The sequence below is a fragment of the Blattabacterium cuenoti genome (genome assembly GCF_014252335.1).
Classification (GTDB): Bacteria; Bacteroidota; Bacteroidia; order Flavobacteriales; family Blattabacteriaceae; genus Blattabacterium; species Blattabacterium cuenoti_AL.
The window spans coordinates 172941-196109 of the sequence record NZ_CP059218.1; the positions used below are offsets into that span (position 1 = coordinate 172941).

Sequence of the window (23169 nt, forward strand, 5' to 3'; positions counted from 1 at the left end):
TACGTTTTTTAAAATCATATAATTAAGAAAAATTTATGATAATAATAAATAAAAGATAGAAGCCAAAATACTTCCAAAAATAGCGCCTAATATAGGAATAATTGCATAATTCCAATTACTACTTTTTACTTTGTCATTAATTGAAATCAATGAATACACAATTCTAGATCCTAAATCACGAGCAGGATTAATAGCATAACCTGTTGGTCCACCTAAAGATAACCCAATTCCAAAAATAATTATTGATGAAGAAAAAGATTTTAAATACCATACTAAATCAGGATTTGTATGATAAATAGACACTGATTCATCTGTTAAAAGTAAAATCAAAAAAATAAATATAAAACTAGTTAAACATTCGCTCAATAAATTATAAAAAAAATTACTTATTGCAGGAATTGTAGAAAACACTGATAATTTACATTTTTGACTATCAGTTTCTAAAAAATGATCTCTATATAACACCCATACCATGATGGCACCTAATATTGAGCCAATAAATTGAGAAATAATATAACTTGGAACTAAGTTCCACTGAAATTTTCCTACTAATGCTAAACTTATTGTTACTGAAGGATTTAAATGAGCACCACTATATGGATAAGAAACTAAAGAACTCATAAAAACAGCCAATGCCCAACCAAGTGTAATCATTAACCATCCTCTAGATTTATCATTTCCTTTAGTTTTAGATAGAACAACATTAGCAACCACACCATTGCCTAAAAAAACCAAAATCATGGTACCTATAATTTCAGAAAGTATGTTATTCATTGCAACATATTATATTGTTTTATTACAAATTAATAAAAATTTTTTTTTCCAGAAGACCATGAACGAGTTGTTTTAACTGCTCTTTTCCATCCTTGTATTCTTTCTAATCGACTAGACATTTTTTTTGGTTTAAAAATACGTTCTAATTGCCATTGATCTTGAATATCCTTCAAACTACTCCAATAGTTTACTGCTAATCCTGCTAAGTAAGCCGCTCCTGCGGCAGTTAATTCAGAAATTTTTGATTTAACAACTCTAACATTTAGTATATCAGATTGAAACTGCATTAATAATTGATTTACAGTAGCTCCTCCATCAACACGAATTTCTTTTATAGAAATTCCTGAATCTGCTTCCATTGCTTGAAGCACATCCATATTTTGAAAAGCTATACTTTCTAATGCAGCACGTACAAAATGTGCAGAAGATGTCCCTCTAGTTATTCCTACAATAGTTCCTCTTGCTTGTTGATCCCAATAAGGTGCACCTAATCCAGAAAATGCTGGTACCATATACATACCTTCAGTATTTTCGACAGAAGAAGCCAGTAGTTCAGCTTCATTAGAAGAAGAAAGCAAACCTAATCCATCTCTTAACCATTGTATAATAGCACCAGCTATAAAAACACTTCCTTCTAAAGCATATTGAACTTTGTCCTTAATTTTCCATGCAATAGTTGTAATTAAATTATTTTGTGAAAATACAGGTTTATTTCCTACATTCATTAACATAAAACAACCTGTTCCATAAGTATTTTTAACCATTCCTATTTTAGTACACATATGTCCAAACAGTGCTGATTGTTGATCTCCAGCAATTCCAGATATAGGAATTTTGTGAGATAAAATATGCCCAGTTGTATATCCCAAAATTTCACTTGAAGATTTAACTTCTGGAAGCATATTGTTTGGAATTTCAAATAATTTAATTAAATCTTGATCCCAATTTAGAGTATTAATATTAAAAAGCATAGTTCTAGATGCATTTGTCACATCAGTAACATGAATTGCTTTTCCTGTTAAATTCCAAATTAACCAAGAATCTATAGTTCCAAAAGCTAATAACCCAGAATCTGCTTTGTTTCTAGCTCCTGGAATATTATCCAATATCCATTTTATTTTAGTAGCAGAAAAATATGGATCTATGATAAGACCTGTTTTATTTCTAATCATTTCAGTTAATCCATCCTTTTTGATTTTATCACAATAATTAGATGTTCTTCTATCTTGCCAAACTATAGCATTAAATATCGGTTCTCCTGTTTTTTTATCCCATATAACAGTTGTTTCTCTTTGATTGGTAATTCCTATTGATGCAATATTTTTTCCTTCTAAATTTGCTTTTAAAATTGCTTCTAATGCTACTGAAGCTTGAGTTGACCATATTTCTTCTGCATTATGTTCTACCCATCCAGGATATGGATAAATTTGAGTAAATTCTCTTTGAGCAATAGAAATAATATTTCCAATTTTATCAAAAATAATAGCTCTAGAACTAGTAGTTCCCTGATCTAGTGATAGTACATATTGTTTCATACGCATATAACAAACAATTAAGGAATAATTTGATCATAAATAAATTAGATTTATGGATAATAATATTGTATTGCTAATTTTTTAAAATTAGTGACTTGTAATTGTTCCCAATGTTTATCTTTTGAAAGTTCTTTAGCCATCAATGATGCGATGATAGGGGCTAATTCTATTGCTTTTTTAGCGTTTAGAAATAATAAACGGTACCTTCTAGCTAAAACATCTTCAATAGTTCTAGCCATTTCATATCGTACCATCCATATTACTTCTGCTTTAATGAAATAATAAGGAAATTGATTAATTAATGGTTCCCCCCATACAGGATTTTCATTAATTAATTTTTGTATTAGATCTCCATGATATGGAGCGATTTTATATGAAGAAAGAGATTGATATATTTTAATTGTTTTTGTTGAAGAAGGAATATTTTTTAAATTACCAATTTTAATTGCTTGATTTACAACTTCTTCAGCCATTTTTCTATAAGTTGTCCATTTTCCACCTATAATTGTTATTAATCCAGAAGGACTAATTATAAGTTTATGAGATCTAGAAATATTTTTAGTAATAGAAGAAGAGAATTTATTAGATACTGCAAGAGGACGCAACCCAGAAAATACACTTAATATATTATGTTTTTTAGGAACATTAATAAAATATTTGTCAAAAGTTTGCAAAATAAAGTTAATTTCCTGTTCTAATGGTTTTGGTTCTAAAACAATATTATCCAATAAAGTATCTGTTGTTCCTACTAAAACATGATCATACCATGGAATACTAAAAAGGATTCTTCCATCAGATGTTTTTGGTATTACAATGGCATCGGAACTACTAAAAAATGATTTATCTATTACAATATGTGTACCTTGACTAGGTTTTATCACAAAAGGATAAGAAAAATTATCCATTTTAGTAATAGATTCTGAAAATACTCCAGTTGCATTTATAACTATTTTGGATGATATTAAGTATTCTTGTTTATTTTCTAAATCATTAGCTATTACTCCAGATATTTTATTTCCAGATTGTTTATTTTTAATTAAATTATTAACTTGAAAATAATTTATAGGTATTCCTCCTTTTTTAACACATGTATTTGCTAAATTCATAGCAAACATAGAATCATCAAATTGTCCATCATAATATAAAATACCTCCTTTCAAATTATCTTCCTTAATTTCAGGGAATAGATTTAATGTTTCCGTTTTGGATAAAAATTTTGATTTTCCAAAACTTAATGATCCCGATAACCATTCATATGTTTTCAACCCAATCCAATATATAACTCCCATTTTCCAATTAAAAATAGGAATAACAAATCTTTGTTTTTTAATTAAATGAGGTGCATTTTTTAATAGATATCCTCTCTCTCTTAATGCTTCATAAACTAACTTGATATTTCCCTGAGCTAAATATCGTATTCCTCCATGTATTAATTTTGTACTTCTACTAGAAGTTCCTTTAGAAAAATCAGATTGTTCTAAAAGAAGTGTTTTATATCCTCTAGACGCTGAATCTAAAGCAATACCTAATCCAGTTGCACCACCACCAATAATAATAATATCCCAAATTTTTATTTTTTTTACAACACTTAATAATCTATTTCTATCTAAAAAAACATCTTTATCTTTCATCATGGATTATTCTTCATATTAATATCATTCCATGTTTGCTATTTTTGGAAATCAATTTTTATTATTAAAACGAATAAAATTAAAAATAAATAAAATTTATTTTATTTTATTTAATCATTCCATCATTTTGGATAAAAAATTTTTTATTATTTGTTGATGACTAGAATTAGCATTAAGATTTTTCATAATTTTATTGATTTTTTCGAATTGCTGTATAAAACGATCTAAGTCAATTATATTTCTTCCAGATCCCATAGCTATTCTTTTTTTTCTACTTATTTCAAATAATAGTTTTGGATTTCGTCTTTCATAAATAGTCATAGATAATATCATAGATTCTATTTCTTTAAATGAATTTTGTTTTGATTTTTGATTATTCAACAAAATTTCCATTCCAGGTAACATGGATAAAATATTTTTAATATTTCCTATTTTTTTGATTTTTTGTATTTGATTCAATAAATCTTCAAAATCAAAACGATTACTAGAAATTTTGTTATAAATTTTTTTAGTTTTTTCCTCATTAAATTGTTCTTGAACTTTTTCTACTAAAGAAACTATATCCCCCATTCCTAAAATTCTATTGGCTATTCTTTCTGGATAAAACAATTCTATATCATTTGGTTTTTCTCCATTACTAATAAATTTAATCGGTTTTCCAATAAGACTAGAGATTGTAATCGCTACACCACCTTTACTATCTCCATCTAATTTTGTTATTACAATACCATCAAAATTTAAAACTTTATAAAAAGCTTTTGTCGTATTTATTGCATCTTGTCCAGTCATAGAATCTACAATAAACAATGTTTCATCTGGATTCGAAATATGATGAATTTTTTGAATTTCATCCATCATAATTTGATCAACAGCTAATCTACCTGCTGTATCAATAATAATAACGTCCAAGTTATTATGAATAGAATAAAGCATTGAGTTTTTAACAATATCTACTGAATTATTTCTTTCCTTAAAAATTGGAATATTAATTTTTTTTGCTAATATTTCTAATTGATCAACTGCTGCTGCCCTATGAGTATCTGCAGCTACTAATAATGGATTTTTATATTTTTTATTCTTTAAATAAAAAGCTAATTTGGCAGAAAATGAAGTTTTACCACATCCTTGTAATCCACAAGTTAAAATTATAGTTGGTTTATTTTTTTTTTGTGAAAAGGAAATTTCTCTATTTGTTTTACCCATCATCATAACTAATTCATCATACATAAGTTTTATTATAAGTTGACTTGGATGTAAAGAGGATAATACTTTTTTACCAATATATTTTTCTTTTACTTTGTTAACGAATTCTTTAGCTATTTGATGATGTACATCTGCATCTATAAGAGCTATACGTATTTCTTTCAATGTTTCTGCAATATTAATTTCCGTAATTTTACTATTACCCTTTAAAATATGGAAAGCTTTATCTAAGTTTTTTTGTAAATATTCAAACATATATTTTATTATTATATATAATCAATAACTTGTATTCCTAATAAATTCATTATATATTTCAAAATATTTCCTGCAACATGAATAATATTTATACACATATTGCTATAGGGAATATTTGATGGATTCAGTATTTTTTTTTTTTGATAAAAATTATTAAAAATTTTAGACACATGATAAACATAATTTGCTAATATAGATGGATTTAATTCTGTTGCTGATTTTTTTAATATAACAGGATATTGATACATTATTTTTATCATATTTTTTTCATAAATATCAAATTTGACATTTAATAAATTTTCATATTTTATCAACAAACAATAATCAAAAAATTTTTTTTCTATTGAACGAATTCTAGAATATGTATATTGAATATAAAGTGCTGTTTTACCTTTAAAATCTATAGATTTTTCAGGATGAAAAATAATTTGTTTTTTAGGATCTATTTGAAGAAAATAATATTTAATAGCTCCTAATCCTAATACTTCAAAATATTTGATCTGATCTTGTTCATTCATTATTTTTGAATTTTTTCTTTTTAAATAAGAAGTTTTAGAAAAAAAAATCATTTCTGAAATGAACTTATCTGCTTCTATTACATTGCCTATTCTTGATTTCATTTTACCTTCTGGTAAAACTACCATTTCATAAGATAGATGAATTAATTTATTGACCCATTTATATCCTAATTTCTTTAATATTTTAAATAGAACTTGAAAATGATATTCTTGTTCTTTTCCAACAATATAAATTAATTTATCTAAGTTATATATTTTAAATCTATTTATTGCAGTTCCTATGTCTTGTGTTATATAGACAGAAGTTTGATCAGCTCGTAATAACAATTTTTTATCAAATCCATCTTTTGTTAAATCAATCCAAATAGATCCATCTTGTTGTTTTACAAATACTCCATTTTTAACTCCTTCTTGAACTATTTTTTTTCCAAAATTATAAATTTTACTTTCATATTCTATATGATCAAAATGAATTCCTAATTTTTTATATGTTTCTTTAAATCCATCATAAACCCATCCATTCATCATTTTCCAAATTTTCATTATTTTATCATCTCCATACTCCCATTTTATTAGTAATGATCTTGCTAATTTCATCATATCATCATTAGATTCATTTGTTTTATTATCCTTAAAATATGTTGTTATACCATTTTCACCATTGATTTTTTCAAATAAGCGATAATATGTTCCTACAAAATGATCTCCTTTCATTTTCATTTTTTTTGGTGTTTGATTATTACCAAATTTTATCCATGCTGCCATTGATTTACTGATATGTATGCCTCTATCGTTAATTATTTGAACTTTTTTAACATTATAACCTACTGTTTTTAATATTTTTGAAATAGATTCACCAATTAAACTATTTCTTATATGACCTATATGAAGTGGTTTATTTGTATTAGGAGATGAATATTCTACCATGATGGTTTTAGAAGATATTTTAACATCATAAAATTTATAATTCAACATTTGTTTTAATAATAAAAAATAATAATTATCTCCTAAAAAAAAATTTAAAAATCCTTGTACAACAGAAAAATTGACTTTTCCTTTTAATTCTTTTTTTACATAATTACCTATATTATTTCCAATTGTTGCTACTGAAGATTTTAATATTTTAGATAAAGGATATAAAATAATAGATATATCTCCAAAAGATTGTTTTAAGGAATATTGAAAATATAATTTATTACAATATTTTTTACTACCATATAAAATAAATATTCCTTGCTTAGTTAATTTTTCTACAGATTGAAAATCATCATTCATTAAAAAATCATCATTCATTAAAATATATATTAAAATTTTTTTAAATTCACTCTCCAGTCAAATGGATCATCAGATAAATTATGCTGTATATCTAATAATTGTTTCTTTAACCATATAGATAATCTATTTTTATCTGGAAGTTTTGGTAAACAAAATTTGTGTTTTTGATAGCCAATCATTTGAAAATAGTTGATTACAACCGCAGTCCCACAACCAAAAGCTTCTTGTACAATTCCTTTTTTTAATCCATATATTATTTCTGATATACTCACATCTCGTTCTTGAACTTCTACACCATGTTTTTTCGCTAAAGCAAGAATACTAGTACAAGTAATTCCTTTTAATATGTTATCATTAAATTTTGGAGTTACAAGTTTATTATTTATTAAAAAACACACATTCATAGTGCCAGATTCCTCAATTTTTGTATGAGTAGATGAATCAGTCCATAAAAGTTGATCAAATCCTTCTTCCTTTGCTAACCGAGTTGGATAAAAAGAGGATGCATAATTACCAGCTGCTTTAGCAAATCCAACTCCTCCTGATGCAGAACGACTATATTGTTCTTCTATTTTTATTTTTAAAGGATGTTGATAATAAGATCCTACAGGAGTTGAAATAATCATAAAAATATAATTATTAGCAGGTTTTGCAGATAATATTCCATCTACGGCAATAAAAAAGGGTCGTATATACAAAGATTGTCCATAATTTTTTGGTATCCATTTTCTATCTATATCTATTAATCTTTCTAATCCATTCATAAAAATAGATTCTGGAATAATTGGCATTTCTAAACGTTGAGCAGATCGATTCATTCTTTTAAAATTTTCTTTTGGACGAAATAAAAATACATTTTCATCTTGATCTTTAAAAGCTTTCATACCTTCAAAAACTGCTTGTCCATAATGAAATACCAGAGATCTTGGAGATAAGATTATATTATCAAATGGTTTAATCACAGAATTAATCCATTTTCCATTTTGACATTCAGCATAAAACATGTGATCTGAATAATAATTACCAAAAGTAATATTATCTTTATGTATATTATGGATTCTAGTTTTATAAATCCTTTTTATTTTCATGAAATAATCAATCTGTTTTTATAATTCAAACAAAAATAAAATTATTTAGCAGATTTTTAATGTGGTAATAGTTTTTTTTCATGAATAATTTGAAATACTTTTTCAATAATATCATCAACAGATGGTTTGGAAAAATAATCTCCATCTGATCCATAAGGTGGTCTATGTTCTTTTGCTGTTAAAGTGATAGGAGGACTATCTAAATAATAATATCCTTTTTGTTCTTCTATTATTTTTTGTAAAATATAAGCAGATGCTCCACCTGGTACATCTTCATCAACAATCAATAATCTATTAGTTTTTTTTAAACTTTTTATTATATCGTGTCTAATATCAAAAGGCAACAATGATTGAACATCAATAACTTCTGTATTAATATTCATTTGATATAACTCATCTGATGCTTCTTGAACAATTCTCCAGGTGGATCCATAAGTAACAATAGTAATGTCTGATCCAATTCTTGTTTTATCCACAATTCCTATAGGAGTTTTAAATTTACCTAAATTAATGGGTAATTTTTCTTTTAATCTATAACCATTTAAGCATTCAATTACTAAAGCTGGATCATCACTATTTATCAATAAATTATAAAAACCTGCTGCTTTTAACATATTTCTTGGAACTAAAATTAAAATTCCTCTTAAATAATTAAGAATTCCACCCATAGGAGATCCAGAATGCCAAATACCTTCTAATCGATGTCCTCTAGTACGAATAATAACTGGAGATTTTTGTCCACCTTTTGTTCTATATTGTAAACTAGCAAGATCATCACTCATAATCTGTAATGCATATAACATATAATCTACATATTGTATTTCTACTATTGGACGTAGTCCTCTCATTGCCAATCCAATTCCTTGTCCTAAAATCGTTGCTTCACGTATTCCAGTATCAAAAATACGAGTTGTTCCATATTTTTGTTGTAACCCTTCTAGTCCTTGATTGACATCACCTATTTTTCCTACATCTTCTCCAAAAATGAATAATTCTGGATACATTTCTAATAATTTATCAAAATTATCTCTTAGCAAAATTCTTCCATCTACCTCATTATTATTTTTTATATTATTAATCGTATTGTTGTTGTAAATAGGCAATACTTCTTTGATATTATAAGAAGACTTTTTAGAAATACTATATAAATTAGATGAATAATTATGTTGTTCTTGGTTCATTCTTGTTTGATACCAATTTAAAAAACACTTTTTTTGATAAGATTGTTGATCAGGCAAACAATATATAGAATTACGTATTATGTGAAATATAGATTTTTTAGTATACAGATTATGATTTATATCTAATTTTTCCATTTTATTGATATTTATATTAATGGATGTATTTAAAGGAAATTCAAATTTTAATTTATATAACTGTTCAATAGCTTCATTCCTAAATTTTTCTATTGGATATTTAAATTGCATCCAAGCTTTTTCTTGTTCTTGTTTAACATATGTTTTTGATTCTAAATCAATTTTATCTAAAGTATAAACATCAGAAATATTTTTAAATTGTCCTGATTCTGTTTCAAATTGAAGATTTAAAATCCAATCACGAAATTTTTTTATTACATCATTTTTAATTTCCCATTGTAAACGTTCTTTAGATTTATATCTTTCATGTGAAGAAGATGTTGAATGTCCTTGCGGCTGAGTCAAATCAGTAACATGAATAATGACTGGAACATGTTCATAACGAGCGATTTTATTAGCAGTAATATATGTTTTAATCAAATCCATATAATTAGATCCACTAACACGAAATATTTCTAATCCTTTTCCTTTTTTATTTCTTTTAAATCCATATAACAAATCACTTATATATTTTTTTGAAAATTGATATTTATTAGGAACTGATATTCCATATTCATCATCCCATATAGAAATTATAATTGGAATTTGAAGTACAGATGCGGAATTAATTGTTTCCCAAAATAATCCTTCAGAAATGCCAGCATTACCAATAGTTCCAAATGCTACCTCATTTCCTCCATTAGAAAATTTTTGATGTGTTTTTTTTAAAATTTTTAAATTTTTATAAATTTTCGAAGCTTGTGCCAATCCTAATAATCTAGGCATTTGAGATGCAATTGAAGAAACATCAGCACTAGAATTTTTTCTATTCATTAAATTATGCCACATTCCATCATCTTGTAATAATCTTGTGCCAAAATGTGATGACATCATTCTTCCGGAAGAAATTGGTTCAAATTTCAAATTTGAATTAGCATATAACTGAGAAAAAAAATTCTGTATATTTAATGCACCAATAGCTATCATAAAGGTTTGATCTCTATAATATCCAGAACGAAAATCTCCATTTTCAAAAATTTTTGCCATTACCAATTGAGGAATTTCTTTACCATCTCCAAAAATTCCAAATTTAGCTTTTCCATTTAAAACTTCTTTTCGTCCTAAAATACTTGTTTCTCTACTAATTCTAGCTATTTTATAATCATTTAAAATAACTTGTTGAAATAATTCAAAAGAACTATTTGAAAAATAATATTTAATAATTTTTTTATTCATTATCATAATGAATACTAATTGTTTAGTCTACTACTTTGGATTTTAATTATAAATAATAATATTTTGTTATTTATATTTAAGCAACAAGATAATAAAATGATCCATTAATGACTAATATAACATTTGCCGTAATTAAACCAGATGCAGTTAAAAATGGATATACAACTTCTATTTTATTTAAAATTGAAAAATCTGGTTTTAAAATAATAGCAATGAAAATGATGCAAATATCTCAAAAAATAGCAAATAAATTTTATCATGAACATCAAAATTCTTTTTATTTTAATTCTTTAATTACATTTATGTCTTCTGGACCAATAATTCCTATAATGTTAAAAAAAAACAACGCAGTAAAAGATTTTAGAATTTTAATGGGGAATAAAAATCCATTGTATGCAAAAAATGGAACTATACGTAAACTATATGCTAAATCATTAGAACAAAATGCTATTCATGGATCAGATAAGAATGAAAATGTTGATAAAGAATATCAATTATTTTTTGATGAACAAGAAATTTTTTTAAAGTAAATTAAATTAAATTCAAATAAAAATGAAAAAATTTTGTATTAAATTCATTGTTTTTGTCTTGATTTTAATAATAATAATAAGCATATGGATTACAATAACATATAATCATCTTGTTAAATTAAATGAAAATATCAGAACACAATGGAGTCAAGTTGAAACGGTTTATCAAAGAAGATTAGATCTAATTCCTAATTTAGTAAATATTGTAAAAGGTTCTGGAGAATTTGAAAAAGAAACTCTGTTAAAAATTGTTGAATCTAGATCAAGTGCTATTTCCTCTTCCTCTTCCTCTTCCTCTTCCTCTTCCTTTATTAAAGATTTAAATCAAGATAAAATTAATAAATATCAAAAAGAGCAAGAAAAAATAAATAGAAGTATCAATAAATTATTAATAATCATAGAACAATATCCCAATTTAAAATCAACTAAAAATTTTTACGAATTACAAAATCAATTAGAAGGAACAGAAAACAGGATAAATGTAGAAAGAAATCAATTTAATGAAGAAGTAAATAAATTTAATTCTTATAGAAATTCATTTCCAAAAATGTTGGTGGCTAATTTATTTTTTCAATTTAAAGAAAAAGGATATTTCAAATCTCAAATGGGATCAGAAATAAAACCTATTATAAATTTTTATAATTAAACCAAAATGATATATACATAATGAATAAATGTTTTATAAAGATTATTTTTTTATTATTTATATTTTTTAATATAATTTTTGATGTGAATGGCATTCAACTATTTCACATTCCTAATCCTCCAAATAGAATATATCCTATTAATGATTATGAAGGAATTTTAAATATGGATCAAATCAATCAATTAAATAATAAACTGATTAAATATTCTAAAAAATATTCTACTGAAATATTAATTGCTATAATAAAAACTTCTTATGGTGCAAATTTAAACTTACTAGCTGCTAAATGGGGAAAAACATGGAAAATAGGAAAAAAACATAAAAATAATGGTATCATCATCCTTTTATCTATTCAAGAAAATAAAATATCAATCCAAAATGGATATGGAATAGAACCATATCTGACTGATTTTTCAACAAGAAAAATATTAGAAAAAATTAGACCTTGTTTAGTAAACAAATTATATTTTAAATCTCTCAATATAATTATTGATGATATTAATCACATTTTGCACAAACAAAAATATAACTTACAAAATAAACATCATCTACATTCTTATACTAACAAATTGTATAAGTATATTTTGATAATAAGTATATTATTAGTATTGTTTTTTAGAAAATCAAAACTGTTTTTTAATCCTTTTTTATTAGAATTTATTTTATACCCCAGTTTGTTCAAAAACCAAATAAAATATGAAGAAAAAGAAGATAATTTTGATGGATTTGGAGAAGGAGGAAATTTTGGTGGTGGTGGATCAGAAATAAATTGGTAAATTATTTATAATAATTTTTTTAAAAAATTATTAAAATATTGTATTTTCTTGATGATATCTTTTTCTTTTTTTTTCTCTTTATACAAAATTGTTTTAGGAACATATTGAATATATTTCTCATTTGAAAGATTGTTTTGTATCATTAACAAAAATTTTTTTAAATGCAACATTTTTTTTTCAATTTTTGTAATTTCTACATGGTAGAATCTTTCTAATTTAGAAGATATATCTGGTTCTATAGAATGTAAAAAAAATTTTTTTTTTTCTAAAAAAAATGAAAATAATTTTTCATTTTTAGGCTTATATGATATATTTTGAATTTTAGACAAATTTGCTAATTTTAATACTAATGAATAATATTTATCTTCATTATTATTATTTTTATTATCATTATAAATAAATAAACTCATATTAGTTTTATTAGATATGTTAGCCTTATGTTTAATATCTCTAATTTTTGAAATTAATTTAAATAAATTATCAAATTCATATAATAATTTTGGATCATAAAAATGTTGATTTGGCCACGAAGAAATGATTAAAGCTTCTTTCACTGTTCTTGGTTTCAAAAGATTCCAAATTTCTTCTGTTATAAATGGCATATAAGGGTGTAATAATTTTAATAAACGTTCAAACCACATTATAGTATTACTATATTCTTTTTTCGATATAGAATTATTTTTATCATTTGGTTTTATAATTTCAAGATAAATAGAACAAAAATCATTCCAAATGATTTTATATAACAGCATCATAGCTTCATTAAGTTGATATTTATTAAATTTTTTATCAAAATGTTCTAAAAATCTATAAAACCTATTATGAAACCATAAAAATACTATTTCAGATGCTTCAGGAACATCATTATTTTCTTTAATTTTCCAATTTTTAATTAAACGAAACGCATTCCATATTTTATTTGCAAAATTTCTTCCTTGTAAAAAGATTTTTTCATCAAAATGAAAATCTTTTCCAAAACTTGATTTTAAAATAATACCCATTCTAACGGCATCTGCTCCATATTTGTTAATTAATTTTACAGAATCTGGAAAATTTTTTAAAGATTTTGATATTTTTTGATTTTTAGCATCTCGTATGAGACCTGTGAAATAAACTGTTTTAAATGGTTTATTTTTGTTAAATAAATAACTTGCAATAATCATACGGGCTACCCAAAAAAATAATATATCTGAACCTGTTACCAAAATTTCAGTTGGAAAATAATAATTTATTTCTTGATTATTTGGATTTAAAATACCATTAAATGCAGATATAGGAAGAATCCAAGAAGAAAACCAGGTATCTAATACATCGTTGTCTTGCCAAATAGAATCTTGTTTTAAAAAAACATTATTAGATTTTATTTTTGCTAATGTTAAAGCATTATCTAAGTTATTAGCAACTACAAAATCATTCAAAGAATGTCCATAATAATATACAGGTATCCTATGTCCCCACCAAAGTTGTCTAGATATATTCCAATCATGAATATTATTCATCCATTTAAAATATAATTTTTTAATTTTGTTTGGATAAAATTGTATTTCCCCATTTTTTACTGCATTTATTGCTGCAATAGATAGTTCTTTCATTTTTAAAAACCATTGAATAGACAGTTTTTTTTCTACTATTGATTTTGTTCTTTCTGAAAATCCTATTTTATGATTAATATTTTCTTCATAAACAATCATATTATATTTATACAATTCTTGAACAATTTTTTCTCTAGCTTTATACCTATTTAATCCTTGATAATGTAAACATTTATCATTTAAAGTCCCATTTTCCTCAAAAATATCAATAATATCCAATTTATGTTTATCAGCCATAATTTTATCCTTCATATCATGAGCTGGAGTAATCTTTACACAACCTGTTCCGAAATTAGAATTCACCAAATCATCTTGTATAATTGGAATTACTCTATTTACTATTGGGATAATTACCTTTTTATTATTTATATGATAAAAACGTTCATCTTTAGGATGAAATCCTATGGCTGAATCTCCAAATATTGTTTCAGGTCTAGTAGTTGCAATATTAATAAAATTATTTTCTCCTGTAATTTGATATTTGATATGATAAAGTTTGGATTTTTGATTTTGATAGAATACTTCTTCATCAGATATTGTGGTCCTAGCTTCAGTATCCCAATTCACTACATTATAGCCTCTATATATATATCCTTTTTGATATAAATCTATAAAAATCTTTTGTACCGATTGAGATAACTTATTATCCATAGTAAATTGCATTCTTGTCCAATCACAAGAACAACCAATTAATTTTAATTGATTGTAAATAATTTTTTTATGTTTTATAGACCAATCAAAAACATGAGATAAAAAATTTTTTCTTCCTAACACAAATTTTGATAATCCACTATTTTTTAATTGGTCAACTACTTTATATTCTGTTGCAATAGAAGCATGATCTGTTCCAGGGACCCAACACGCATTATAACCCTTCATCCTGGCATTTCTTATCAAAATATCTTGTATACTAACATTTAAAAAATGACCTATATGTAAATGACCAGTTACATTAGGTGGAGGCATAATCATTGCATAAGGTATTTGTTTATTTGTTGAATTATTATTATATGAATAAGAAGAAAAATATCCATTTTTTATCCAAAAACTATAAATTCTTTTTTCTAAAGAATTTGGATCAAATTTAATTGAAATATCCATAATTACATTACAACACAAAATTAAAATATAACTAAAAAAATTTTTTTATGAAAATAATTATTGTGTCTGCTATGTCTCAAAACGGATTTATTGGTAATAAAAATAAATTAATGTGGAATTTACCTATGGATTTAAAACGTTTTAAACAAATGACTATTGGAGAAACTATTATTATGGGCAGAAAAACTTTTGAATCTATTGGACAAATACTTCCATATAGACAAAATATTGTCTTGACAAAACACAAAAAATTAAAAAATATCAAAAATATTAAAATAATTTCTAATATTCAACACATTTTTAAATTACAATGTCAAAGAATATTTATTATAGGTGGTGGACAAATATATCAACAGACGATCAATATTGCTGATATATTAGAATTAACATTAATTCACAAAAATTTTATTGGAGATACAAAATTTCCACCAATTAACTTACAACAATGGAAAAAAACCAAATATACATTTTATAAAAAAGATAAATTACATTCTGTGGATTACAGTTTTATTCAATATAAAAGAATATAATAATGAATAGATGATTATCTTTTGTCTAATTCCTTTTTAATTTTTGCTGCTAACTCATAATATTCATTTATCACAGCTTGATTAAGAAGTAGATGTAAATCTTTTTCTGTCATACTTTCTAAAGTTTGTTTATTTCTTTCTTTTTTGAAATAAATAGGTATTGAATTTTCAATAATGTTTTCAGCATATTCATTTTCAGTAAGTGGGTTTTTTTCTACATAAATACCAGCTTTATTAAATATTTCTTTAGTAGTATAAATTGGTGCTTGAAATCTAATAGCTAAAGCTACAGCATCAGATGTTTTGGAATCAATTTTGTTACATATAATATTATCATTTTCATGATTTTCTTGTTTGTTTACATCAGATTTTTGATTTTTATAATTTTCACATACTATATATGAAAAAAATATACCATTTAGTAATTTATAAATAACAACTGATTTTAAATTAATAAAAAAGGCTTTTGTAAAAGTAATAAATAAATCATGTGTAAATGATCTAGATAGAGATGACAGATTTCTATTTTTATGATCATTTTCAAAATGACCTAAAGCAAATGCAATAGATTGCGCTTGCATACCATCTATCAAAATAGGTAATTTCATTTTGCCAGATTCTTCTTCTAAAAATAAAACATATATACCAGATTGAATTTGACTTAAGGATATTCCTTTTACAGATAATCTGATTAACTGTTGTGTCATATCATATGTTAATGTTATTATATATAATGATTGATTATGAAAATTTTCATACAAAAATTACAATATACATTCTAAAATAATAATATTAAAAATTTCAATTTATTTTTTCAATTGATTTAAATTAAAAATATGAAAGAAAAAACTTTTCGTGAAGTAATAGCAGAAGCAATGAGTGAAGAAATGAGAAGAGATAATTCTGTATATTTAATGGGAGAAGAAGTAGCTCAATATAACGGAGCATATAAAGCTTCTAAAGGATTACTAAAAGAATTTGGATCACAAAGAGTAATTGATACACCTATTTCAGAATTGGGATTTTCAGGAATAGGAATAGGTTCAGCTATGAATGGATGTAGACCAATTATTGAATTTATGACTTTTAACTTTTCTTTAGTAGCAATGGATCAAATTATCAATAATGCAGCTAAAATTCATTATATGAGTGGTGGTCAATGGAATATTCCTATTGTCTTTAGGGGACCTACAGGATTTGCTGGACAATTAGGTGCTACTCATTCTCAATCTTTTGAAAGTTGGTATGCGAGTTGTCCTGGTCTAAAAGTAGTTATCCCTTGTAATCCATATGATGCTAAAGGATTATTAAAATCTGCAATTAGAGATAATAATCCAGTTATTTTTATGGAATCTGAACAAATGTATAGTGATAAAATGATGATTCCAGATAAAGAATATATTATACCTATTGGTATATCTGATATTAAAAAAGTAGGTACAGATATAAGTTTAGTATCTTTTGGAAAATTAATTAAATTAGCAATGCATATTGCTAAAAAGTTAGAAACAGAAAATATTAGTGTAGAAGTAATAGATCTTAGAACTATTCGTCCATTAGATTATAATTCTATATTATTATCAGTACAAAAAACCAATCGATTAATAATATTGGAAGAATCTTGGCCATTTTCATCAATTGGATCTGAAATTACATATTTTATACAAAAAAATGCTTTTGATTATTTAGATGCACCAATTAATAAAATTACTACATTGGATACTCCATCTCCTTATTCATCTAATCTAATATCATATTGGTTTCCAAACGAAACAAAAATTATAAAATCTATTAAAAAATCTTTATATATCTAATAAATTGCTTGAACTATTTGATAAATATTTTCTGGTTTGTCCATGGTATAATAATGAATCAATTTAACACCAGCATTTTTTAACTCTTTAGATTGTTGAATTGCCCAATCAACTCCTATCTGAACAACTGTTGTTTGATTTTTGGCTTTTTCAATTTCTATTACTAATTCATTTGGTATATTAATGTAAAATTTAGAAGGAAGAATATTCAGCTGAGTTTTTGAAGAAATTGGTTTAATTCCAGGAATAATTGGTACAGAAATACCAACTTGTCTACATTTTTTAACAAAAGAAAAATATTTTCGATTATCAAAAAACATTTGAGTTACAATATAACTAGCTCCATATTCAATTTTTTTTTTCAAAAAAAATAAATCTCTTTCCATATTGGGTGCCTCAAAATGTTTTTCTGGATAACCTGCCACACCAATACAAAAATCAAATAAAGAACCTGAGTATTGTTGTTGTTTGTCACAATGTTTATATAAATATATTCCAGAATTTAAATTTTGTACTTGTTTTACTAAATTAGCAGCATATTTATGTCCATTATCTTTTGGACAAAAAACATGTTCATATTTTAAAGGATCTCCTCTCAGTACAAGTACATTATCTATTCCTAAAAAATTTAAATCTATTAAAGCATTTTCTGTCATTTGTTTATTAAATCCTCCACAAATGATATGTGGAACTGCATCTACTCCATATTTATTCATAATAGCTGAACAAATTCCAACAGTTCCTGGCCGTTTTGAAATACTTTTTCTTTGCAAAAAACCATTTTCTGTTTCTATATAAACAAATTCTGCACGATGATATGTAACATCAATAAAAGGTGGATTAAATTCCATTAAAGGATCTAAAGTATAAAAAATATCTTTAATATCATGTCCTCTTAAAGGAGGAAGAATTTCAAAAGAAAATAAAGTTTTTTTTGTATGATTAATATGATCCGTAACTTTCATTCATCTAACAACTATTTTATTTTATAATATTATTCAATATTATTAAATCCAGTATATGGAATTAATATTTTAGGAATTTTGATTTTTGTGGACGTCTGATGATTTTCTAATAAAGCTGCCATAATTCTTGGTAAAGCAAGTGCACTACCATTAAGTGTATGACAAAATTCGATTTTTCCATGTCGATTTCTATATTTAAGATTTAATCGATTAGATTGAAAATTCTTGCAATTAGAAATTGAACTAACTTCTAACCACTTATCTTGTGCTCTTGAATAAACTTCGAAATCATAAGTAATAGCAGATGAAAATCCTAAATTTTTTCCTATTAAACGAATCATTCTAAATGGTAACTCTAACGAGATAATAAGTTTTTTAACATGTTCAATCATTTCTTTCAAAGAATTACACGATCTTTCAGAAGTTGTAATTTGAATTATTTCCACTTTATCAAACTGATGTAATCTATTTAAACCTCTAACTTTTGAACCATAAGATCCAGATTCTCTTCTAAAACAAGAAGTATGAGTTGTATTTTTGATAGGCAAATCTTTATAAGAAAAAAGATTATTTCGATAACAATTTATCAGTGGAACTTCTCCTGTAGGTATAAGATAAAAATTATCTTTTTCAATAACATACATTTGACCTTCTTTATCTGGTAATTGTCCAGTAGAATATACAGATTTTTTATTCACAATATAAGGTAGGTTATACTCAACATATGATGCAAGTATATTTTGATCTAAAAAATACTGAATTAGACTTCTATATAATTTAGCACCTTGACCAATATATACCGCAAAACTAGACCCACTGATTTTTGATCCTAAAGATAAATCAAATAAACTAAATTTTTTAGATAATTCCCAATGAGACAAAATTTTACATTTTGTTTGTGAATAAATAATATTTTTTTTAAAAATAATTTTTTCTTCTATTTTTTGTACACATTGATCAGGTATATTGGGAATTTGATCTAATTTATTTTCTAAATTTTTAAGAATATTATGTAAGTCAATTAATAAAGTATTTTTCTGTTTTTTATATTTAATAGATATTTCTTTAAACAACATAATTTTTTTTTCTTCATATTGCGTTATATTTTCATTTTTTTGTTGTTGTATAAGTATTCTGATTTTATTAGATAATATTTTTTCTTTTGTTAATATATTATTAATAATAATTTCTAATTTTTTTTTTTTTTTATATAATATTAATATTTCATCTATTAAGTAAATTTTTTGAAATTGTCTTATATCTAATCCTAATAATACTTCATTTAGATTTTTATTAATAAAAGATGCTGAAAGCATATTTTAAAATAATTTTATATTTGCAAAATGCGTAATTTTTTTATCAAAAAAAAATTTGATCAATATTTTCTAAAAGATAAAAATATAGCACAAAAAATAGTTAATTCTTTATCATTAAATAATTACGATACAATAGTTGAAATAGGGCCGGGATTAGGTATTTTAACATATTTTTTACTACTAAAAACTGGAATTAAGGTAATTTTAATAGAAATAGATAAAGAGTTAATTTTTTACTTAAAAAAAAAATTTTTATTATCTAAATATCAAATAATTAATAAAAATTTTTTACACTGGACTCCAGAGGATTATTCCCTAAAAAAATTTGCAATAATTGGTAATTTTCCATATAAAATTTCTTCTAAAATCTTATTTCACATATTAAAATATAATCAATATATACCAGAATGTATAGGAATGTTTCAAAAAGAATTTGTTGATCGTATTCGTTCTAAATGTGGTAATAAATCTTATGGAAGTTTATCGGTATTAATACAAATATTTTATAAAATAAAATATTTATTTAGTGTAAATAAACAAGTGTTTACTCCAATTCCAAATGTAAAATCAGTAGTAATATCTTTAAAAACAAAAAACATACATAATATAGATATCGAATTGTTATTTCAATGTGTTAAAATGGCGTTTAATCAAAGAAGAAAAATTTTAAAAAATTCTTTACAAAAGTTGACTAGAATAACGAATTTAAAAAACATTCCATTTATCAATAAAAGAGCAGAAGAACTTACTGCCAAAGAATTTATGCAACTCATACAACAATTATCAATAGGAATATGACACAATTATTAAATGGCAAAGAAATAGCCATCAAGATAAAACAAGAAATTTGTGAAGAAATAGAAAAAATCAAACATCAAAAAAAACGTCTTCCGCATCTTGGAATTATTTTATCTGGAAACAATGTAGAAAGCATAATATATGTAAATAAAAAAATTCAAGAATGCAAAAATATTGGACTTTCATGTTCGTTAGTTGAATTGCCAGAAAATAGTTCAGAACAAAAAATTTTAGAAGAAATATATAAAATGAATAATAATCCATTCATCGATGGTTTTATTATACAATTGCCACTTCCACAACATATTAATGTAGATAATTTAATTTTATCTATAAATCCAGACAAAGATGTAGATGGTTTTCACCCAGAAAATTTTGGTAAAATGGCACTAAATATGAATACATTTATTCCTGCAACTGCTTATGGAATTATAACCTTATTACAAAAATATAAAATTAAAATATCTGGTAAACATACCGTAGTAATTGGAAGGAGCAGAATTGTAGGATTACCAATAAGTATATTAATGAGTATACAAAATGATTTTGGAAATAGCACTGTTACATTAACTCATACATATACTAAAAATCTATTTTTTTATACAAAAAAAGCGGATATTATTATTGTGGCTGTTGGATCACCTGGCTTTTTAACTGGTAATATGATTAAAAAAGGAGCAATATTGATTGATGTTGGAATAAATAAAATCAATCAAGGAATTAAAACCATGTTGAAGGGAGATATTGATTTTGATAGTATTTTTGGAAAGGCTTCTTATATAACACCAGTTCCTGGAGGTATTGGCCCAATGACTATAATTATGCTAATAAAAAATACTATTAAAGCAGCTTATAAAAGATTATATAAATCAAATTAAATCAAAGTTTTATTTATTTATCTGTATTTCTATCTTGTAATATATCTATAACTTGATGTATAGAACATTCTTTAACATATAAAAGAAGAATATAATGAAATAATACATCTGCAGCTTCATTTAAAAAATTTCTTATATTATTATTTTTAGATTCAATAATCATTTCAATAGCTTCTTCTCCTAATTTTTGAGCAATTCTATTAATTCCTTGTTCTATTAATTTAACTACATAAGAATTTTTAATTTCTTTTTTGTTTTTGTTTCTATAAACAATTATATTTTCCAATTGAAATAAAAAATTGGGTTGATTAATTTCTTTCCAACAAGTATCCATTCCTGTATGACAAATTGGTCCAGTTGGTATAGCTTTAATTAATAAAGTATCTTGATCACAATCAATTAATATATCTTCTATTAATAAGTAATTTTTACTTATTTCACCTTTTGTCCATAATTTTTGTTTTGATCTACTATAAAAAGTCACTTTATTCAGCTTCACACTTTGTTCAAAAGCATCTAAATTCATATAACCAAGCATTAAAACTTTATTTGTTTTATTATCTTGAACAATTACTGGAATTAATTTATTGTCTTTAAAAATATCTTTTGATATATAATACATGTTATTATTTTTTAGTTATAGTTATTGACTAATTAATCCTAATAGGAATTTTATGATAATGTAAATAATATTTTAATTTAGGTATCGTAATTTGTTTATAGTGAAAAATGCTAGCAGCTAAAGCTGCATCTGCTTTTCCAATTTGAAACACTTTACAAAAGTCATGTAATTTACCTGCACCACCTGAAGCAATCACAGGAATAGAAATATTTTCAGAAATTTGTTGAATTATATCTAAAGCAAATCCATTTTTTGTACCATCATGATTCATAGAAGTTAATAATATTTCTCCTGCTCCTTTTTCTGAACCTTCTATTGCCCAATCTAATACTTTATAATTTGTAGGAATACGTCCTCCATTTAAATACACAAACCAATTATTACTTTGATACTGTGCATCTATTGCTAATACTATACATTGTTGTCCATATCTTTTAGATAAAATATTTAATATTTTTGGATTTTTAAAAGCTTCTGTATTAATGGAGATTTTATCAGCGCCCGCATGTAATAATAATTCAACATCTTGTTCATCTTTAATCCCTCCTCCTACAGTAAAAGGAATATTAATATGTTTGGCAATGTTTTTCACTAAACTAGATAATGTTTTTCTTTTTTCATTAGTTGCTGTAATATCCAAAAAAACTAACTCATCGGCTCCTTGATTTGCATACCATTTTCCTAAATTAATTGGATTACCGGCATCTTTTAAATGTTTAAAATTAATGCCTTTTACAGTTCTGCCATGTATAATATCTAAACACGGTATAATTCTTTTCACTAACATAATA

General features: G+C 24.5%; 20 protein-coding genes. 7 read left to right on the top strand and 13 right to left on the bottom strand.

Annotation, left to right across the window (positions count from 1 at the left end):
- Positions 1–33 precede the first annotated feature (33 nt).
- The 7 genes from H0H37_RS00820 to H0H37_RS00850 all read right to left on the bottom strand — a co-directional run bounded on the left by H0H37_RS00820 (position 34) and on the right by H0H37_RS00850 (position 10810).
- Positions 34–774 carry an MIP/aquaporin family protein gene (locus H0H37_RS00820; RefSeq protein ID WP_185882544.1) on the bottom strand — a complete coding sequence of 247 codons (741 nt, stop codon included), beginning with the start codon at positions 772–774 and terminating at the stop codon, positions 34–36.
- Positions 775–803: 29 nt separating this feature from the next.
- The gene (gene glpK, locus H0H37_RS00825) at positions 804–2315 is read right to left on the bottom strand and encodes a glycerol kinase GlpK (RefSeq protein ID WP_185882545.1); all 1512 of its coding nucleotides are present in this window, start codon (positions 2313–2315) and stop codon (positions 804–806) included.
- Between the two features lie 44 nt (positions 2316–2359).
- A complete protein-coding gene (locus H0H37_RS00830; RefSeq protein WP_185882546.1) occupies positions 2360–3943 on the bottom strand; it encodes a glycerol-3-phosphate dehydrogenase/oxidase in 1584 nt (527 codons plus the stop codon).
- 111 nt (positions 3944–4054) lie between these two features.
- On the bottom strand, positions 4055–5398 hold the full coding sequence (ffh, locus tag H0H37_RS00835) for a signal recognition particle protein (RefSeq protein ID WP_185882547.1): 1344 nt from the start codon (positions 5396–5398) through the stop codon (positions 4055–4057).
- Positions 5399–5409: 11 nt separating this feature from the next.
- A complete protein-coding gene (gene argS / locus H0H37_RS00840; RefSeq protein WP_238785504.1) occupies positions 5410–7209 on the bottom strand; it encodes an arginine--tRNA ligase in 1800 nt (599 codons plus the stop codon).
- An 11-nt stretch (positions 7210–7220) separates the two neighbouring features.
- Positions 7221–8279, bottom strand: coding sequence for a branched-chain amino acid aminotransferase (locus tag H0H37_RS00845; RefSeq protein ID WP_185882548.1), 1059 nt, complete (start codon positions 8277–8279; stop codon positions 7221–7223).
- Between the two features lie 56 nt (positions 8280–8335).
- Positions 8336–10810 carry an alpha-ketoacid dehydrogenase subunit alpha/beta gene (locus tag H0H37_RS00850; protein ID WP_185882661.1) on the bottom strand — a complete coding sequence of 825 codons (2475 nt, stop codon included), beginning with the start codon at positions 10808–10810 and terminating at the stop codon, positions 8336–8338.
- A 107-nt stretch (positions 10811–10917) separates the two neighbouring features.
- On the opposite strand from H0H37_RS00850, the gene ndk reads away from it, so the two are divergent.
- The 3 genes from ndk (at position 10918) to H0H37_RS00865 (ending at position 12762) form a co-directional block, all read left to right on the top strand.
- Positions 10918–11340, top strand: a complete 423-nt coding sequence (ndk, locus tag H0H37_RS00855) for a nucleoside-diphosphate kinase (RefSeq protein ID WP_185882549.1) — start codon at positions 10918–10920, stop codon at positions 11338–11340.
- 58 nt (positions 11341–11398) lie between these two features.
- Positions 11399–11986, top strand: a complete 588-nt coding sequence (locus tag H0H37_RS00860) for a LemA family protein (RefSeq protein ID WP_238785506.1) — start codon at positions 11399–11401, stop codon at positions 11984–11986.
- A gap of 83 nt (positions 11987–12069) precedes the next feature.
- Positions 12070–12762 carry a TPM domain-containing protein gene (locus H0H37_RS00865; protein WP_238785507.1) on the top strand — a complete coding sequence of 231 codons (693 nt, stop codon included), beginning with the start codon at positions 12070–12072 and terminating at the stop codon, positions 12760–12762.
- A gap of 5 nt (positions 12763–12767) precedes the next feature.
- Here the strand turns inward: H0H37_RS00865 and H0H37_RS00870 are convergent, their stop codons facing one another.
- Positions 12768–15455 (bottom strand): valine--tRNA ligase, encoded by a 2688-nt coding sequence (locus tag H0H37_RS00870; RefSeq protein ID WP_185882552.1) that lies wholly within the window; start codon positions 15453–15455, stop codon positions 12768–12770.
- 47 nt (positions 15456–15502) lie between these two features.
- Here H0H37_RS00870 and H0H37_RS00875 point away from each other — a divergent pair, with 47 nt between their 5' ends.
- A complete protein-coding gene (locus H0H37_RS00875) occupies positions 15503–15985 on the top strand; it encodes a dihydrofolate reductase (protein ID WP_185882553.1) in 483 nt (160 codons plus the stop codon).
- A gap of 14 nt (positions 15986–15999) precedes the next feature.
- On the opposite strand, the gene H0H37_RS00880 is transcribed toward H0H37_RS00875, so the two are convergent.
- A complete protein-coding gene (locus H0H37_RS00880) occupies positions 16000–16692 on the bottom strand; it encodes a bifunctional nuclease family protein (RefSeq protein ID WP_185882554.1) in 693 nt (230 codons plus the stop codon).
- A gap of 129 nt (positions 16693–16821) precedes the next feature.
- On the opposite strand from H0H37_RS00880, the gene H0H37_RS00885 reads away from it, so the two are divergent.
- Entirely contained in the window at positions 16822–17799 is a 978-nt protein-coding gene (locus H0H37_RS00885) for a pyruvate dehydrogenase complex E1 component subunit beta (protein WP_185882555.1), read from the top strand.
- Here the strand turns inward: H0H37_RS00885 and H0H37_RS00890 are convergent.
- The gene (locus tag H0H37_RS00890) at positions 17796–18764 is read right to left on the bottom strand and encodes a methylenetetrahydrofolate reductase (RefSeq protein WP_185882556.1); all 969 of its coding nucleotides are present in this window, start codon (positions 18762–18764) and stop codon (positions 17796–17798) included. The genes H0H37_RS00885 and H0H37_RS00890 overlap by 4 nt on opposite strands.
- A 29-nt stretch (positions 18765–18793) precedes the next feature.
- A complete protein-coding gene (gene serS, locus H0H37_RS00895) occupies positions 18794–20080 on the bottom strand; it encodes a serine--tRNA ligase (protein ID WP_185882557.1) in 1287 nt (428 codons plus the stop codon).
- A gap of 27 nt (positions 20081–20107) precedes the next feature.
- Here serS and rsmA point away from each other — a divergent pair, with 27 nt between their 5' ends.
- Complete coding sequence (gene rsmA / locus H0H37_RS00900) at positions 20108–20878, top strand: 16S rRNA (adenine(1518)-N(6)/adenine(1519)-N(6))-dimethyltransferase RsmA (RefSeq protein WP_185882558.1); 771 nt, start codon at positions 20108–20110, stop codon at positions 20876–20878.
- The gene (locus H0H37_RS00905; RefSeq protein WP_185882559.1) at positions 20875–21756 is read left to right on the top strand and encodes a bifunctional 5,10-methylenetetrahydrofolate dehydrogenase/5,10-methenyltetrahydrofolate cyclohydrolase; all 882 of its coding nucleotides are present in this window, start codon (positions 20875–20877) and stop codon (positions 21754–21756) included. Before rsmA ends, H0H37_RS00905 begins: the two co-directional genes overlap by 4 nt.
- Positions 21757–21769: 13 nt before the next feature.
- Here H0H37_RS00905 and hisIE read toward each other — a convergent pair whose 3' ends face one another.
- Together hisIE and hisF are read right to left on the bottom strand one after the other, a co-directional pair.
- On the bottom strand, positions 21770–22378 hold the full coding sequence (gene hisIE, locus H0H37_RS00910) for a bifunctional phosphoribosyl-AMP cyclohydrolase/phosphoribosyl-ATP diphosphatase HisIE (protein WP_185882560.1): 609 nt from the start codon (positions 22376–22378) through the stop codon (positions 21770–21772).
- 28 nt (positions 22379–22406) lie between these two features.
- Entirely contained in the window at positions 22407–23165 is a 759-nt protein-coding gene (gene hisF, locus H0H37_RS00915) for an imidazole glycerol phosphate synthase subunit HisF (protein WP_185882561.1), read from the bottom strand.
- Positions 23166–23169: the final 4 nt, after the last annotated feature.

What these genes read in the sequence shown, in the direction of transcription:
- H0H37_RS00820 (WP_185882544.1), bottom strand. Translation starts at nt 774, where the DNA reads ATGAATAACATACTTTCTGAAATTATAGGTACCATGATTTTGGTTTTT.
- glpK (WP_185882545.1), bottom strand. Translation starts at nt 2,315, where the DNA reads ATGCGTATGAAACAATATGTACTATCACTAGATCAGGGAACTACTAGT.
- H0H37_RS00830 (WP_185882546.1), bottom strand. Translation starts at nt 3,943, where the DNA reads ATGATGAAAGATAAAGATGTTTTTTTAGATAGAAATAGATTATTAAGT.
- ffh (WP_185882547.1), bottom strand. Translation starts at nt 5,398, where the DNA reads ATGTTTGAATATTTACAAAAAAACTTAGATAAAGCTTTCCATATTTTA.
- argS (WP_238785504.1), bottom strand. Translation starts at nt 7,209, where the DNA reads ATGAATGATGATTTTTTAATGAATGATGATTTTCAATCTGTAGAAAAA.
- H0H37_RS00845 (WP_185882548.1), bottom strand. Translation starts at nt 8,279, where the DNA reads ATGAAAATAAAAAGGATTTATAAAACTAGAATCCATAATATACATAAA.
- H0H37_RS00850 (WP_185882661.1), bottom strand. Translation starts at nt 10,810, where the DNA reads ATGAATAAAAAAATTATTAAATATTATTTTTCAAATAGTTCTTTTGAA.
- ndk (WP_185882549.1), top strand. Translation starts at nt 10,918, where the DNA reads ATGACTAATATAACATTTGCCGTAATTAAACCAGATGCAGTTAAAAAT.
- H0H37_RS00870 (WP_185882552.1), bottom strand. Translation starts at nt 15,455, where the DNA reads ATGGATATTTCAATTAAATTTGATCCAAATTCTTTAGAAAAAAGAATT.
- H0H37_RS00875 (WP_185882553.1), top strand. Translation starts at nt 15,503, where the DNA reads ATGAAAATAATTATTGTGTCTGCTATGTCTCAAAACGGATTTATTGGT.
- H0H37_RS00880 (WP_185882554.1), bottom strand. Translation starts at nt 16,692, where the DNA reads ATGACACAACAGTTAATCAGATTATCTGTAAAAGGAATATCCTTAAGT.
- H0H37_RS00885 (WP_185882555.1), top strand. Translation starts at nt 16,822, where the DNA reads ATGAAAGAAAAAACTTTTCGTGAAGTAATAGCAGAAGCAATGAGTGAA.
- H0H37_RS00890 (WP_185882556.1), bottom strand. Translation starts at nt 18,764, where the DNA reads ATGAAAGTTACGGATCATATTAATCATACAAAAAAAACTTTATTTTCT.
- serS (WP_185882557.1), bottom strand. Translation starts at nt 20,080, where the DNA reads ATGCTTTCAGCATCTTTTATTAATAAAAATCTAAATGAAGTATTATTA.
- rsmA (WP_185882558.1), top strand. Translation starts at nt 20,108, where the DNA reads ATGCGTAATTTTTTTATCAAAAAAAAATTTGATCAATATTTTCTAAAA.
- H0H37_RS00905 (WP_185882559.1), top strand. Translation starts at nt 20,875, where the DNA reads ATGACACAATTATTAAATGGCAAAGAAATAGCCATCAAGATAAAACAA.
- hisIE (WP_185882560.1), bottom strand. Translation starts at nt 22,378, where the DNA reads ATGTATTATATATCAAAAGATATTTTTAAAGACAATAAATTAATTCCA.
- hisF (WP_185882561.1), bottom strand. Translation starts at nt 23,165, where the DNA reads ATGTTAGTGAAAAGAATTATACCGTGTTTAGATATTATACATGGCAGA.